This window comes from Anaerobacillus sp. 63XJN7_5_ISO-PGPR-S23-430 (assembly GCF_056173695.1).
In genome coordinates this window covers 650,961-665,719 of sequence record NZ_CM149686.1, presented here as the reverse complement: position 1 = coordinate 665,719, position 14,759 = coordinate 650,961, and the positions used below count along the sequence as shown (strand labels likewise).

Annotated in this window: 16 protein-coding genes; 1 reads left to right on the top strand and 15 read right to left on the bottom strand. The window is 41.5% G+C overall.

Annotated features, from left to right (window positions below; translation table 11 throughout):
• Positions 1-45: 45 nt before the first annotated feature.
• From AC0VYJ_RS03610 to AC0VYJ_RS03565, 10 genes are all read right to left on the bottom strand, one after another.
• Positions 46-1,443, bottom strand: coding sequence for a dihydrolipoyl dehydrogenase family protein (locus tag AC0VYJ_RS03610; protein ID WP_475366543.1), 1,398 nt, complete (start codon positions 1,441-1,443; stop codon positions 46-48).
• Positions 1,443-2,594, bottom strand: a complete 1,152-nt coding sequence (locus AC0VYJ_RS03605; RefSeq protein WP_475366542.1) for a dihydrolipoamide acetyltransferase family protein — start codon at positions 2,592-2,594, stop codon at positions 1,443-1,445. Before AC0VYJ_RS03605 ends, AC0VYJ_RS03610 begins: the two co-directional genes overlap by 1 nt.
• A gap of 14 nt (positions 2,595-2,608) precedes the next feature.
• Positions 2,609-3,604 (bottom strand): alpha-ketoacid dehydrogenase subunit beta, encoded by a 996-nt coding sequence (locus AC0VYJ_RS03600; RefSeq protein ID WP_475366541.1) that lies wholly within the window; start codon positions 3,602-3,604, stop codon positions 2,609-2,611.
• Positions 3,601-4,665 (bottom strand): pyruvate dehydrogenase (acetyl-transferring) E1 component subunit alpha, encoded by a 1,065-nt coding sequence (gene pdhA / locus AC0VYJ_RS03595; protein WP_475366540.1) that lies wholly within the window; start codon positions 4,663-4,665, stop codon positions 3,601-3,603. The genes AC0VYJ_RS03600 and pdhA overlap by 4 nt, the downstream gene beginning before the upstream one ends.
• Positions 4,666-4,688: 23 nt before the next feature.
• On the bottom strand, positions 4,689-5,795 hold the full coding sequence (locus tag AC0VYJ_RS03590) for a Glu/Leu/Phe/Val dehydrogenase (protein ID WP_194220260.1): 1,107 nt from the start codon (positions 5,793-5,795) through the stop codon (positions 4,689-4,691).
• Between the two features lie 19 nt (positions 5,796-5,814).
• Entirely contained in the window at positions 5,815-6,210 is a 396-nt protein-coding gene (locus tag AC0VYJ_RS03585) for a thioesterase family protein (RefSeq protein ID WP_475366539.1), read from the bottom strand.
• Between the two features lie 213 nt (positions 6,211-6,423).
• The gene (locus AC0VYJ_RS03580) at positions 6,424-7,218 is read right to left on the bottom strand and encodes an ABC transporter ATP-binding protein (protein WP_194220237.1); all 795 of its coding nucleotides are present in this window, start codon (positions 7,216-7,218) and stop codon (positions 6,424-6,426) included.
• Positions 7,184-8,218: an ABC transporter permease gene (locus tag AC0VYJ_RS03575; RefSeq protein WP_475366538.1), complete on the bottom strand. Its 1,035-nt coding sequence runs from the start codon at positions 8,216-8,218 to the stop codon at positions 7,184-7,186. Before AC0VYJ_RS03575 ends, AC0VYJ_RS03580 begins: the two co-directional genes overlap by 35 nt.
• A gap of 102 nt (positions 8,219-8,320) precedes the next feature.
• Positions 8,321-9,292, bottom strand: a complete 972-nt coding sequence (locus AC0VYJ_RS03570) for an ABC transporter substrate-binding protein (protein WP_475367449.1) — start codon at positions 9,290-9,292, stop codon at positions 8,321-8,323.
• 228 nt (positions 9,293-9,520) lie between these two features.
• Positions 9,521-10,489 carry an NAD(P)H-dependent flavin oxidoreductase gene (locus AC0VYJ_RS03565; RefSeq protein WP_194220239.1) on the bottom strand — a complete coding sequence of 323 codons (969 nt, stop codon included), beginning with the start codon at positions 10,487-10,489 and terminating at the stop codon, positions 9,521-9,523.
• Between the two features lie 170 nt (positions 10,490-10,659).
• Between AC0VYJ_RS03565 and AC0VYJ_RS03560 the strand changes: the two genes are divergently transcribed.
• Positions 10,660-11,184, top strand: a complete 525-nt coding sequence (locus AC0VYJ_RS03560; protein ID WP_475366537.1) for a gamma carbonic anhydrase family protein — start codon at positions 10,660-10,662, stop codon at positions 11,182-11,184.
• Between the two features lie 41 nt (positions 11,185-11,225).
• Here AC0VYJ_RS03560 and paaX read toward each other — a convergent pair whose 3' ends face one another.
• From paaX to paaD, 5 genes are all read right to left on the bottom strand, one after another.
• Complete coding sequence (gene paaX / locus AC0VYJ_RS03555) at positions 11,226-12,119, bottom strand: phenylacetic acid degradation operon negative regulatory protein PaaX (protein ID WP_475366536.1); 894 nt, start codon at positions 12,117-12,119, stop codon at positions 11,226-11,228.
• A gap of 94 nt (positions 12,120-12,213) precedes the next feature.
• Positions 12,214-12,990, bottom strand: coding sequence for an enoyl-CoA hydratase-related protein (locus tag AC0VYJ_RS03550; RefSeq protein WP_430246862.1), 777 nt, complete (start codon positions 12,988-12,990; stop codon positions 12,214-12,216).
• Positions 12,991-13,128: 138 nt separating this feature from the next.
• Positions 13,129-13,902 (bottom strand): enoyl-CoA hydratase/isomerase family protein, encoded by a 774-nt coding sequence (locus AC0VYJ_RS03545; protein ID WP_430246864.1) that lies wholly within the window; start codon positions 13,900-13,902, stop codon positions 13,129-13,131.
• A gap of 19 nt (positions 13,903-13,921) precedes the next feature.
• Positions 13,922-14,242 carry an EthD family reductase gene (locus tag AC0VYJ_RS03540; RefSeq protein ID WP_194220243.1) on the bottom strand — a complete coding sequence of 107 codons (321 nt, stop codon included), beginning with the start codon at positions 14,240-14,242 and terminating at the stop codon, positions 13,922-13,924.
• A 25-nt stretch (positions 14,243-14,267) separates the two neighbouring features.
• Positions 14,268-14,741 (bottom strand): 1,2-phenylacetyl-CoA epoxidase subunit PaaD, encoded by a 474-nt coding sequence (gene paaD, locus AC0VYJ_RS03535; RefSeq protein ID WP_194220244.1) that lies wholly within the window; start codon positions 14,739-14,741, stop codon positions 14,268-14,270.
• Positions 14,742-14,759: the final 18 nt, after the last annotated feature.

Sequence of the window (14,759 nt, the reverse complement as noted above, 5' to 3'; positions counted from 1 at the left end):
GTAAAAGACCAGGCGAGCAAATATTTTCGCTCGCCTGGTCTTTTATCATCTAACTTTTGTTTTCACTACTGATTCAACAGTCATTTCAACCGCTTCTGTCCAGGCTTCACCATATCCTGGATGCGGGGAATAAGGATAGATAAAATCTTCGTCTCTTGCCCCCATCTCAAGAGCTAGCGTTGCTTTTTCGATCAGTTCAACAGCACCAGCACCCACAGCATGAAATCCTAGAAGCACATGACTCTGTCGATCTCGAATGACTTTGATCCGACCTTCTTTATGGCCCATGACTGTTGCATAACCATTTGCTTGCATAGAAGAACTTGCCGTCATAAACTCATACCCTGCTTCTTTCGCTTCTTTGTCCGTTAAACCTACAGATGCTACCGGAATTTGAGTTTGGATGACTTGCGGAAGACAATCGAGCGTAAATGCGGCTTTTATACCGCAGCAACGATCCGCCGCCGTCTTCGCCTGCTTAATTCCCTTCGCAGCAAGCGAGGGTCCCACAGTTACATCACCACAGGCATAGATCATTGGTATTGACGTTTCACATCCCTCAGAAATGTGAATATATCCATCATCTTGTAAGTCTATTCCCGCTTGATCCAATCCAAGCGAATCACTATTATGAATCCTTCCAATCGAATAGGCAATTATTTCTGTTTCTAATTCAACGTTTTCTCCGTTTTGGTTACGGAATATCAATCCAAGACCATCGTCCTTTACACTGCAATCAGATACTCCTCTGAACACCTGAACCTTTTGCTTTTTAAATTGCCTTTTGCATTCACGTTGAATGCTTTCATCCCATTCAGAAAGAATCGCTTCTTGGTCTGTCACAATCGATACGTCTACACCTAGCGAGCGAAACGTACTCGCCGCCTCTACCGTAAGATAATCTGCTCCAAAAATAACAAGTCGATTAGGCAGGGAGGATAACGCATAGAGCTGTTCTACAGGAAAAATGTTTTCTTTTCCGATTGAAATGAAGGATGGGGTTTTGGGTCGACTCCCTGTTGCAATAATCGCATCGTTAAATGACCAAACTTCAAATTTCTCCCCTTGTTCTACACCAATTCGCTCAGAAGATAAAAACGCTGCATGTCCCTTTACACAGTCAATGTTATTTGACTTAAAGCGCATCTCAAGACCTTTTTCCATGGAATCGATCATGCGATTTTTCTCGCTATGCCATTTTTCCATAGAAAACGATGAAGCTATCGTTACCCCTGGAGCCGTTTCCTTCATTTTTCTCGCTGAAGATGCCAGTAGTTTTGATGGTATACATCCTCTATGAAGACATTCCCCACCTGATCGAGATCGATCTACCATAGTAACGTCTCTTCCATGCTTCGCAAGTCGAAGAGCGGCTTCATAACCAGCTGGCCCTGCGCCAATCACGACAACATCTTTTTCATGAATGATCTCACCTACAACCATTAGACAAGCTCCGTTATAAATAGAGAAGGTTGTTCGATCAATTCAATAAAGCGATTCGTAAAGCGCATAGATGTCCCTCCATCTGCGATACGATGATCAAACGTCATTGATATCGACATTATTGAGCGAATAATGATTTCGTCTTTTTCCGTAACAACTGGCATTTTTTTTGTTTTATGAAAAGCAAGTAAAGCCGCTTCTGGATAATTAATAATCGGCGTAGCCCCAGTGCTACCAAGCGGTCCTGCGTTACTAATCGTAAATGTACCAGATGAAAGGTCTTTGCTCTTGAGCTGATTACTCATAGCAGATTGATGGAGGTTTTTCATCTTAGTGTGAATGCCTTTAATTGAAAGTCTGTCACAGTCGTGAATAACAGGCACAATGAGCCCTTCCTCCGTATCCGTTGCTAAACCAATATGGATATCAGGGTTTAAATAAATGAGACCTTCCTCTTCTTTTAATTCCGAATTGAAAATGGGATATTCCTTAAGTGCAAGGCATACTGCTTTAATATAAAAGGCAGCAACAGAAATAGATACGCCACTTTTTTCTTGAAGAGTCTTTTTCATCTCTAATACATTCGTCACATCTACTTCGTCAAAATGTGTAACATGAGGAATTGTGAGAGTGGATTTTTTCATTTTTGCTGCGATTTGTTTCCGTCTCGCTGAAAATGGAATGGTATCAGTTTGTAATAGATTCGTTTCGTTTGCTTTTTCTTGCTCTTGAGGCTCTCGAGGACTTTGTAACGTGGCAATATGTCTTAAAACATCTTCGTCTGTAATGCGTCCCCCTGGCCCGGTACCTGTTACCCTCTCGATATCAACGTCATTTTCTCGCGCTATTTTCCTCGTGAATGGGGCAGCTAAAATTCGTTTCGTTCGGTTTGGAATAAGCGTTTGCTCCACGTGTTGAGAGATTGGAGAGATGGTTAATAACGTACCCCCCACTTCAACTACTTCACCTGCTGCTACATGAATTCTTTCTACTTTCCCCGCTAGCGGAGATGGAAGCTCAGCGGTTACTTTATCAGTCTGCACTTCGACCAACGGCTGATCAATTATGACTTGATCACCTGGTTTAACAAGAAGCTGTACAATTTCACCTTCTGACATTCCTTCTCCAATGTCATGCAATTTCACGTCCATATACGATCCCTCCTTTAGAAGCGAACTGTTTCTTCAATCGCCTGCAGAACTTTACTAGCATCAGGTAGATAATCATCTTCAAGCGTAAATAACGGCACTGGCGCATCGTAGCCCGTTACTTTTTTTATCGGTGACTTCATATAGAGAAACGAAGTATCGTTAATGATTGAGATAACTTCACTTCCTACTCCTCCAGATGATGCAGCTTCATGAATGATAACCGCTCTCCCAGTCTTTTGGACTGAATCAGAGATCAATTCTTTATCAAGAGGATAGAGACACCTGAGGTCAATCACATCACACTCAATCCCATTGGAAGCTGCTTTTTCAGCAGCTTGCTCAGCCACTTTCATCATAGCTCCCCAAGCAAAAAGAGAAACATCACTACCATTACGCCGTCTGTACCCTTTGCCTAGTGGTATCGTATAACTTCCCGTCGGTACATCACCTTTGCCTGTGCGATACATCCTCATAGGCTCAAGAAACAGGACTGGATCAGGATCTTTTATACTGCTAATAAGGAGCCCTTTTGCGTCATGTGGCGTTGATGGCACGACAACTTTCAACCCTGGTATGTGAGCAAATAGCGCTTCTGTACTATCGCTATGAATTTCTGGTGCTCTTACACCGGCTCCATAAGGCACTCGAATCGTCAGTGGTACTGTATAACGACTTTGTGTTCTCGTTCGAATTCTCGTCGCATGTGTCATAATTTGATTAAATCCTGGATAAATAAAGCCAAGAAACTGAATCTCCACAACTGGTATAAAACCATTCATCGCAAGTCCTATCGAAGTTCCTATTAAGCCTGACTCTGCAAGCGGCGTGTCTATGATTCTGTCATCACCAAAAAGTTCATAAAGCCCATCTGTGGCTCTGAAAACACCGCCATTTCTCCCAACATCTTCCCCTAGCACAAGAACGGACTCATCTTCTTCAAGCATCACCTTTAAAGCTTCCGTAATGGCCTGCACCATCGTTAGCTTTTTCATATTCACCGCTATACTCATTTTTCACTCTCCTTGTGAAAAAAGCGCTCTTTTTGTTCCTGCACTGGCCAAACGCTAGTGCCGAACACATGATCAAACATAAGAGCTTCATCTGATTTCTTTGTCTTTTCCATTTCCGAGACAGCAGTATTTAATCGATCTTCTGCTTCGTTCTTGATCTGTCCCACCCAATCAGATTCCCAAGCATTTCGAGCTTTAAGATATTCCTCCACTCTCTTAATTGGATCTTCCACCTGTCTTCTCCGTTCACTTTCCCCCTGATCGCGATATTTCGAAGGCTCATCTGTCGTCGTGTGTGCCCCATAGCGCCACGTAACGGCCTCAATTAACGTTGGCCCTTCGCCCTTCCTCGCTCGCTCTACGGCTTTCAATGTTTCACTATAAACAGCAAAGACATCATTGCCGTCCACTCGTACGCCTGGCATATCATAACCAAGTGATTTCTGAGCTATCGTCTTAGAGTTCATTTGTCTTTCAAGAGGAACGCTGATCGCATACCCGTTGTTTTGGTTAAAGAATACAACTGGGATTTGAAACACACTTGCAAAGTTTAGCCCTTCATGAAAATCCCCTTCAGATGTTGCCCCGTCACCGAAATACACTATAGAAACTCGATCGCTTCCTTTTTTCCTCTCCGCCCACGCTGTACCTGTAGCATGAAGAATTTGCGATGCGATAGGTACAGATGGCGGAAAAATATGTTTACCCTTTGGTGGGACACACCCCTCAATACACCCTTTCCAATATAGAAAAATATTAACGAGGGAATGTCCGAAAGCAGCTGTTGCAGCATGATCGCGATACGTTGGGAACATCCAGTCTCCATCTTCTAAAGCAAGCGCACTTCCGATTTGAGAAGCTTCCTGACCCTCGAATGGAGCATACGTACCAATTCGTCCCTGACGCTGAAGATTGACTGCTTTTCGGTCAAACATGCGTGAGAACGTCATTTGCTCATAAAAGCGCCTGGCGTTCTCTACTGTGACATATTCACTTTCTTCCAATTGCCTACCTTCCCCATTAACGAGTTGTCTCAACGGAAACTGCTCAGCTAGATCCATTGACATCCACCTTTCATTCTATTTTAAGAGCGAACTGTCCATTTTCCAGGTTTCTTATGTGCAAAAAAACTATTTCTTCGTTTCCTACTTTCCAAACGCTTTTCGCAAAAAAGATTCGCTGCTTTTATCGTAGAAAAAGAATGCGTCTCTGCTTGCTCAAAAATAGATAGCAAGGTGTCATAAATGGCTTTGGTTTTTTGCAATACTCGTTTTGGATTTGGCGTATAAAGCTCATCAGATACTTGAATCAAACCGCCGCTATTTACTATATAATCAGGAGCATAAAGTATGCCGCGTTCATTTAACAAATCACCATGCTCATTTGTTAAAAGCTGATTGTTAGCAGATCCAACAACTGCCCGTACTTTAAGCTTATGAATCGTTTGGTCATTAATTATTCCTCCAAGGGCGCAAGGAACAAATACATCAGCATTCGCTTCATAGATTTCGTCTCCAGAAACAACCTTCACCCCACGGTTTAGGTCAATAGCTCTTTGAATCAAACGGTCAATCGCATGCTGATTAATATCTGAAACAATTAAATCTGCACCTTGCTCTAGAAGCAGTTCTGCTACTTTATATCCAACTTTCCCAAGCCCTTGAATAGCGTAAGTGCGCCCTCCTAGCTCTTCTGAACCAAACACAGTTTTGTTTGTAGCCTGTATTCCATAGACCACACCGTTAGCGGTTGGAACTGACGAATCTCCACTTCCGCCATACTCTTCCGGAACACCGACAATGCAGCTGCTTTCTCTTAATGAATGAACGAAATTATCAGGAGTCGTTCCCATATCTGTACCAGTGTAAAACCGCCCGTTCAACGATTCGACAAACTGGCCAAATGCGCGAAAAAGCTCTGGAGTTCGATCTCTTAGCGGATCCCCGATGATGACTGCTTTTCCACCACCAAAGTCAACATCTGCTGCAGCGCATTTATATGTCATCCCTTTTGACAGCCTTAACACATCTTCTATCGCATCATCGACCGTTTCATAAGGTCTCATTCTACAGCCTCCAAGCGCCGGACCAAGCGTTGTGTTATGTATGGCAATGATGGCTTTTAGACCTGTATCGACATCATTACAAAAAAGTAACTGTTCATGCTCTATGATTCGATCAAACACGATTATCACCCCTTTATGAAATCGCTTACATTTTAGTGCTTGCTAATTTTTCATCGATAACGTTCTTAGGAAGAATGAACTGAATCACTTTCCCTGTCCCGATAAGTTCTGATCCTCTTTTCACGTCTACTCGACTAATGACAGATTTGTGTGTTAGCGAAATGATAACGGCAAAGATCTCGACCATTTGTCCTTCGCAAGCTGGCCCTAGATGTTTTACTTCAATCCCCCCACCAATGCCTTCCTCTTCTTCTTCAAGAAAAGGAAGAATTAGCTGTCTTGCTGCCCATTCCATATGGTAAACCATCGAAACAGTTGAATATGCCTTGTGGACTACTTTTCCTTCAAATTTTGCATACATGTCAGGGGTTACCTCTATTTGAATAACAGTACTTTGGCCGATCGTAATACCACTCTTCACCTGCTTCACCCCTTTAACATCACACTATAATATATGACGTTTATTTAACGATATAATAACATTGCGTATATTAACCGTCAATAAATTGTCAAAAAAATCAAAACAATAAAGTGAACTTCAAGATTATGAGTCAATTGACGAGCTATTATAGGAACAAATCCCCCACTTCATATTTCGCTAAGTGGGGGCTCTTACTCTTATTATCTAACTTCACTATCCTAACAGGGCGCGATCATTTGTCATTTTGGCCCCTTTTATTCGCTGGAATTCATGAAGTAACGCTTCAATCGTTAAGTTCTGTTTATCCTCTCCTTCTACTTCTAAGATAATTTTACCGCTATCCATCATAATTAAACGGTTCCCTAAATCTAAGGCTTGTTGCATATTATGAGTAACCATGAGTGTCGTTAAGTTCGTTCGCTCCACAATTTCTCCGGTTAGTTTTGTGATTAGGGCTGCTCTTGCTGGGTCAAGTGCTGCAGTATGTTCATCTAATAAAAGCATTTTTGGTTCTGTAAAGGTCGCCATTAATAAGGAGAGCGCTTGTCTTTCTCCTCCTGAAAGCAAACCAACTTTTGCGGATAAGCGATCTTCAAGGCCGAGGTGAAGTGTTTCGAGCGCTTCCTGAAAAGTTGTTTTCAGTTTCTTCGTCACGCCCTTCATTAACGTTCGTCTCCGATTTCGATTATAAGCTAATGCTAAATTTTCTTGTATCGTCATCGATGGCGCTGTTCCAGCCATCGGATCCTGAAAAACGCGCCCGATCAATTTTGACCGCTTATATTCTGGTAAACTTGTAATCTTTTTTTCATCAATGAATATGTCCCCAACGTCAGGTGTTAAGACGCCAGATACCATATTCATTAAAGTCGATTTACCAGCCCCGTTACTTCCAATAACGGTTACAAAATCGCCGGTTTTAAGGGTTAGGTTAATGTCTTCTAACGCTACTTTTTCATCCAGAGTCCCTTCGTTAAATACTTTGTGAATTTGATTTAGTTGAAGCATACCCTTCGTCCCCCTCCTTCATTTCTTTCAATTTCACTTCTTGCTGGAGGCGTTTTCGTTTTTTACGGTTTCGCTCTTTCTGACCATCAATTAATTGTGGAAGAACAAGTGCAGCAATAACGATAATTGCCGTAATTAATTTCATGTCACCTGTTTCAAGAAAATCCACTCGGAGGGCAAGACTCACAACAATACGATAGACAATTGCGCCACCTATAACTGCGAATGTGGTCACAGCTATCGTCCTTGTTCCAAAGATAGCCTCCCCAATAATAACCGACGCAAGACCAATAATGATCATTCCGATTCCCATACCCACATCTGCAAATGAACTATACTGAGCAATTAACGCTCCTGCTAACGCAACAAGTGCATTTGAAAGTCCAAGTCCAATAATCGTTAGCCTATCCGTATTTGCTGAGAAACTCCGAATCATTCGTTTATTGTCACCTGTCGCTCTGAGGGCAAGACCAATTTGAGTACGTAAGAAAAGATCAGTCAAAATTTTAATCACTGTCGTAACAACAAGCATGCTTATTAATATAGCCCATGTTGAAGTGAGATTTCCTAAGCCAATACCTGATGCCATATTATTTAAAACCGAATCAAGTCCCGATGTCTCAAAAAAACTTTCTATCTTTGTGAAAATGGATTCTTCATTTAAGAGCGGAACGTTCGATCTCCCCATTATTCTTAAATTGATTGAGTAAAGAGCAATCATCATTAAGATTCCCGCAAGAAGAGGATTAATCTTCCCCTTAGTATGTAGAAGACCCGTCACACAACCCGCTAAGAAACCTGCTCCAATGGCTACAAGCGTAGCAAAAAAGGGATTAGTCCCGTTTACAATCAGAATAGCAGCAATGGCTGCCCCTGTTACGAAACTTCCATCAACAGTTAAGTCTGGAAAATCAAGAATTCGAAATGATAAATACACTCCAAGTGCCATAATGGCATATATAATGCCAGATTCTATTGCCCCAAACATTGCTGAGCCCATCTTAAGCGCCCTCCTCTTCCCTATCATTTGAAAGCACGTTCATAGTCCATCTGATAAAAATAGGTTCGAAAAAGAAGCTCTCTCTTTTTCGAACCTAATGATCTACTCGATATATTCCCCCATCTCTTCCCATTCTGTCTTCACTTCGATGCCCATTTCTTCTGCCGCTGTTTGATTCATTTTAAGTTTTAAATTCTGAGGGTATTGAACGGGGATATCTGCCGTCGTCTCTTCCCCCTTCAAAATTTTCGCAGCCATCAGGCCAGCTTCATATCCAATATCTTTATAATCAAAGCCATATGCTGCAAATGCTCCTCGGCTAACAGAATCGAATTCTCCTGCGAACATCGGAATATCTTTATCATTCGCTACGCTGATTACCGACTCAAGTGCTGATACGACAGTATTGTCAGTTACAATGTAGATCACGTCCACCTTACCAACAAGTGCTTCTGCAGCCTGTTTAACTTCAGCTGAAGTAGAGACACTTTTCTCAACAGCCTTCATATCTGTACCTTCCATCGCTTCTTTTACAATGTCCACTTGCGCAACAGAATTTTGTTCACCAGCATTGTAGATGAGTCCTACATTTTTTGCGTCAAATTCACTTGCTATAAATTCAATTGTTTTCGGAATGGCTTCTGGATGTGTATCAGTCGTTCCCGTAATGTTCTCTCCTGGCTTATCAAAATCTTCAACAAGCTTTGCACCGACTGGATCAGTCACGGATGTGAAAAGAATTGGAATATCTGAGGTCGCATTTAATGCAGATTGTGCACTTGGTGTTGAATTAGCAAAGATTAGGTCCACTTCATCTCCAACTAGATTTTGTGCAATCGTATTGCTATTGTTCATATCGTTCTGCGCATTTTGAACATCGTAGGAAATGTTCTCGCCTTCTTTAAATCCATTCTCTTCAAGCGCCATTTTAAATCCTTCATAAGCAGCATCTAGAGAAGGATGTTCAACAATTTGAGTCACGCCAATTGTATAAGACTCCTTATCCTCTGCTTCTCCACTACTAGAATCCGTGTTTGATGAGGAATTGTTCGTTCCGCAACCCGTAAGAGCCATCACACTAACTAGAGAAATACCTAACCATTTTTTCCAGGATCTCAAACGCCTGTCCTCCCCCAAATAAGTTTTCTAAACTTATTGTTGTTATATTCTTTATCCACTGAAAATTCTTGACTAAACCGGGATATCGTATCGTTATGGTACACTTGCTATTCTAGCTTGTCAACGAGTATTCAAACAATTTGAATTATTTAATATATTTTAAAAATAACACTTGATATATGACTACTTCTTCATAGATATTTTCTCAAACTCTTCCAGTTTATTTTTATAAATTAGTAATGCTCCTTCAACCATGTCTTCAAATAGTTTCTGGACAGAAGGAATAGATTTGACTATCCCACTTATTTGTCCTCCATTAATAAATCCATCTCCAAGTCGTCCTTCTACTGCTCCTATCCGATGTTTCTCTTCATCAGTCATCGCCGCAAAGTCTTCAGGCTTTACTCCACTTAATTCAGCTTTTAATAACTGATCTGCGTATTCAGTTCTCAAAACCCTTCTCACTTTTCCAACAGATCTCCCAACGATAACTGTTTCAGTATCGTTAGCTTCTAGAAGCTTTGTTAGATATCGCTCATGATATGGCGATTCTTCTGTCGCAATTAATCGTGTACCCATCTGTACTCCTTCTGCCCCAAGAGCTAAGGCTGCAGCAAACCCTCTAGCATCTCCAATCCCACCTGCTGCAATAACTGGTATTTGCACACTTGCGACGAGCTGAGGAATCAGGGTCATCGTAGTAATCTCTAGTGGAGAATTAATTCCAGCTGCTTCATACCCTTCTCCTACGATTAAATCTGCACCGGATTCTTCTGCTTTTTTCGCTTGTTTGACACTAGCTGTTACACAAATAACTTTTATACCGCACTCTTTAAGAAAGGGAACATAAGGTGCAGGATTTCCTGCGGAAAGAGAAACAATAGGAACAGCATGTTTTACTGCAAGTTCACACATCCCCTTTAAATCTGTTGTAACAGTAATTGGTATGTTGAGAGCAAATGGTTTAGCTGTTCGCTGTTTCATATCAAGAAGGAGGCTCTCCACTTCTTCAAGACTAAGCGTTCCAGTTCCAATCGTTCCTAGTCCTCCTGCTTCAGATACCGCCGATGCAAGAATCGGACTCGAAATATTCCCCATTCCCCCCTGTATAATTGGATAACGAATGGAAAATAGCTGACAGACTCTTTTCATTTATATCCCTCCTTTCATTCATATAACGATAATGATACGAAACAAAACATTCGTGTTATACTTATTAATAACATTCAAAGAAGATCAACATAATTCCTGCTTAATATGAAACTTCTATTTTGAAACAATGAAAAAATAGTTTGCAAGCTAAAAAAGAAGGGAGAGCAACTATGTTATTTTCGTATAATCGTATAGCACCTACTCTCGCTCCAAATGTTTTTGTCGCACCCGGCGCAAAAATCATCGGAGATGTCTCAATCGGAGAGGACTCTACAGTTTGGTTTAACGCTGTTTTAAGAGGTGATGAAGCACCGATTAGTATCGGGAAAGGATGCAACATTCAGGACAATTGCACCTGTCATCTATTTGAAGGGTATCCTCTCGTTCTTGAGGATGAGGTATCAGTTGGTCATAACGCCATTCTTCATGGTTGCACCATTCGAAAAGGTGCTCTAGTCGGGATGGGGGCGATCATTCTTGATGGAGCTGATATTGGAGAAGGTTCTTTAATTGGGGCACATACACTCATTCCATCAGGTAAAAAAATCCCGCCAAACAGCATGGTGCTTGGCTCACCAGGTAAAGTAATTCGTGAACTAACAGATAAAGATAGAGAACTGATTAAGCTAACCATTGAAACTTATAAAACAAAAGGGAAAGAATTTAAAGAAAGCTCGTTCGAAATAAAAGAATAGAAAAAAGAAGGAACTGGAGGTTAATCCTCCGTTCCTTCTTTTTATAGGCGATCCGTTAAGAGAGGATGCTGTAATGCATCATAACCGTTATCTTTGTTTGTTAACTCATTTCCTTCTTTAAAGATTTCTTCAAAGAAGCGAGAAGCCGGCTGGGCAAGTGTTCTGTAATAGTCACTAAATAACGTAGCCGCATGCTCACCCGGCCACTCTTCAGGTAATAGTTCTGAGGGAAGTCCTGGATCAACGAAGAGAAATTTTCTATATTCATGAACCAGCTTTGCCCGTTCAACAAAGCATTCCCCATCACTCATCTTACCTTTTTCAATTTTACTTCGATCAATCACATAGCGCTCACTATACATTTGGATGAATTCACGATATTTATTACTAATTTCATTCAAATCCCAGCATTCCTCTACAAGAGCCATGCTCTCGTGCGGTCCTTTGTAATCGGCTATGAAGAAATGGATATAATCACGAATATCATACTGCTCAATTAGCAAATTCACCTGTTCTTCAAGATGGTTGGGAGATAGCCATAAACTAGCAGAAGAACTTCCAAAACCGCTCCACACTAACTCTTTACGCAGCTCATCGCGAATATGACGTTTCTCTTCAGGAATGTTATAAAGCAACATTCGCCATCTTCCGTCCCACTCTGAAGGTTGAAGCTTAAATATTCTTCGCGCAGCCTCATCCATCCTTCTAACACCGCGGTCTGTTAAGTAATAAAAACTTTTGTTACCTTCTTTCCTGGATTCCACCCAACCTTGTTTACTCATTCTTGAAATGGCCGCTCGAACAGATTGATCGTTATGACCAAACTCTTTCAAAAGACGAATCAGGCTTCCGATCCAAATTTCATTTCCATAATGTCTGATATATTCTCCATACAGTGTAAAAATCATTGATCTTGTATTTAAACCTTCACTCATCATCATACCCCCGCTCGTCATAACTTCATTCCGTTATGAATACGTCGCTTAAATATGATGTTATACTACCAGAGCCATTGGTCCAAAGCAACTTTTACTTTCCTTTAAACACTGGTTTTCTTTTCTCTGCAAAAGCATCTAACGCTTCGAGACGATCCTCTGTTGGAATCGTTACTTCATATGCTTTAGATTCAATAGCCATACCAGTATGACGGTCTACATTCATACCTTCACGAACGGAAAATTTCGCCTGCTGTACCGCAATAGGAGCATTTTGACAGATCTCTCTCGCTAGCTCTTCACACGTACCTAGTAAATTCTCACGAGTCGTAACACCGTTTAAAATTCCGTAGTCGTAGGCTTCTACAGATGATAGTTTGCGAGCAGTTAAAACTAATTCCATTGCTTTCGCTGTTCCAATCAAACGAGGTAACCGTTGCGTTCCTCCCGCACCAGGTATGATGCCAAGACTCGTTTCAGTTAAGCCCATTTTTGTTCCTTCGACGGCAAATCGAAAATCACATGCAAGAGCGAGCTCAAACCCTCCCCCAAAAGCAAAACCATTCAGCGCAGCGATCGTTGGCTGGGGAAGCGATTCAACAGAGGAGAAAACCTCACGAATCTTCTTCACATTTCGCCGCACCTCACTCTCAGAAAGTGTTCGCCTTTCTTTTAAGTCCGCCCCTGCACTGAAAGCCCTTTCACCAGCTCCCATAAAAATAACGGCTCGCACCTCTCGATCCGAGTAAATATCATCAACAATGCCTTGAAGAACTGAGAGTGTTTCATAATTAAAACAGTTTAATACATCTGGACGATTTAACATTACGTATGCCACATGGTTTTTCATTTCATATGTAACGACAGCCATTAAAAAAACCTCCTCTATGTTTGTAAGCATAGGAAAGAGCCGGGGGAGCTGATTGCGCAATCAACCACCACGGCTACTTTCACTCTATAGCATCTATTCTTGATTTACCCCCATTTTCCTGCTTTTTTCTCTCATAACTTAACTGCCGTGAAAAACTGGTTTACGTTTCTCGGTAAAAGCTTGAATGCCTTCAAGATGATCGTTCGTTTTTCCGGCTTCTCCTTGAGTCACAGCTTCCATCTCAAGTACTTCATCAAGATTACTTTCCCAACTTCTTTGAAAGTTTTGCTTAATGTGCTGCACCGCTTTAGGAGGAAGACTAGCTAAGCGATTGGCAAACTGATTCATTCCTTGCTCCCAATACTCATTTGAGAACATGTCTGTCACAAGACCAAGCTCTTTGGCATCTGCAGCACTTACTTTCTCTCCAAGCATAGCAAGCTCCAGTGCTTTCGCATGACCAAGTAATCGCGGTAGAAAGTAAGTGCTCCCAGAATCAGGAACAAGCCCAACATGAACAAAAGCCTCAATAAAGCTTGCACGCTCATGAGCTAACCGAAAATCACACGCTAGAGCAAGACTCATTCCAGCACCCGCCGCTACTCCATTCACAGCAGCGATCACCGGCTTACTTGATGACGTTATTTCTTTCACCATTGGGTTATAAGTAGATCTGAGCATTTCCGCGTGATCCACACCTTCTTCAACGCTACTTAAATCTTGACCAGAACAGAAAGCTCTTCCATTACCTGTAATAACAATGCAGCGAACCTCTTGATCGTTTGTTGCTTGATTGACCGCTTTCGCTACTTCTTTGTTCATCAAAGATGTAAACGCATTCAATTTATTCGGTCGATTTAGACGAATCCAACTTACACGATCTTTCACTTCATACTCAATCGTTTCGAACATCTTATTAACACCGCCTCTTCTACTTTGTATCTGCTGTCTCTCCAACTTCTTCGCCAACCATTAGTGTGACAAGATCTCCCGCAAACCCCATCAAATCTTTCCCTGAGGCTTTTCCTTCTTGCGACTTCATGCCAGCTTTCATCGCTTCGTGATCTTCATAATACATTTCACACATAAGATAGTAGTCACTTTTCCCCATTGGTGAACCAACTATTTTAGTTACTTCCATTTTTTTAAGACCGGGAATTTTTGATGTAATCGGAGCATGTGTATTAAAGTAGTGTTCATCGAACTTTTGAGCATTTTCCGGTTGTTTGTACAATGCGATTAATTTGACCATTCTTCATCAACCTCTCTCATTTTAATTAAATCGACACAGGCTTCATCGCTTCAAATGGATTCTTACACGACCTGCAATACAATATACTTCGACAAGCAGCTGGCCCAAAAATATTGTCCATCGTTGTATAAACTGATTCACAATAAGGACAGGGTACTCTCCATTCCTTCCCATCGTGTTCTTCTGGGGGAGCAATGCCAAACTTTTTCAACGCTTCTCTTCCTTTTGTAGAAACAAGGTCCGTTGTCCAGATCGGATACCGAATGAAAGTGACAGTTACAAAATCCACTTCAGGAATACTTTCTACAGCCAACTCAATATTCCTTTTGATCATATCTAGGGCAGGGCAGCCAGAGAATGTCGGCATAGCTTCAATTGTCACTCGGTGATTGGAGGTGTGAACTTCGTGTATTATCCCAAGATCAACAACGCTTACAACTGGAATTTCAGGATCCTTTACAGTTTCAAGAACCTCCATGACTCTTTCTTTAAGAAACATTCTATGTTGTCCCCCTCC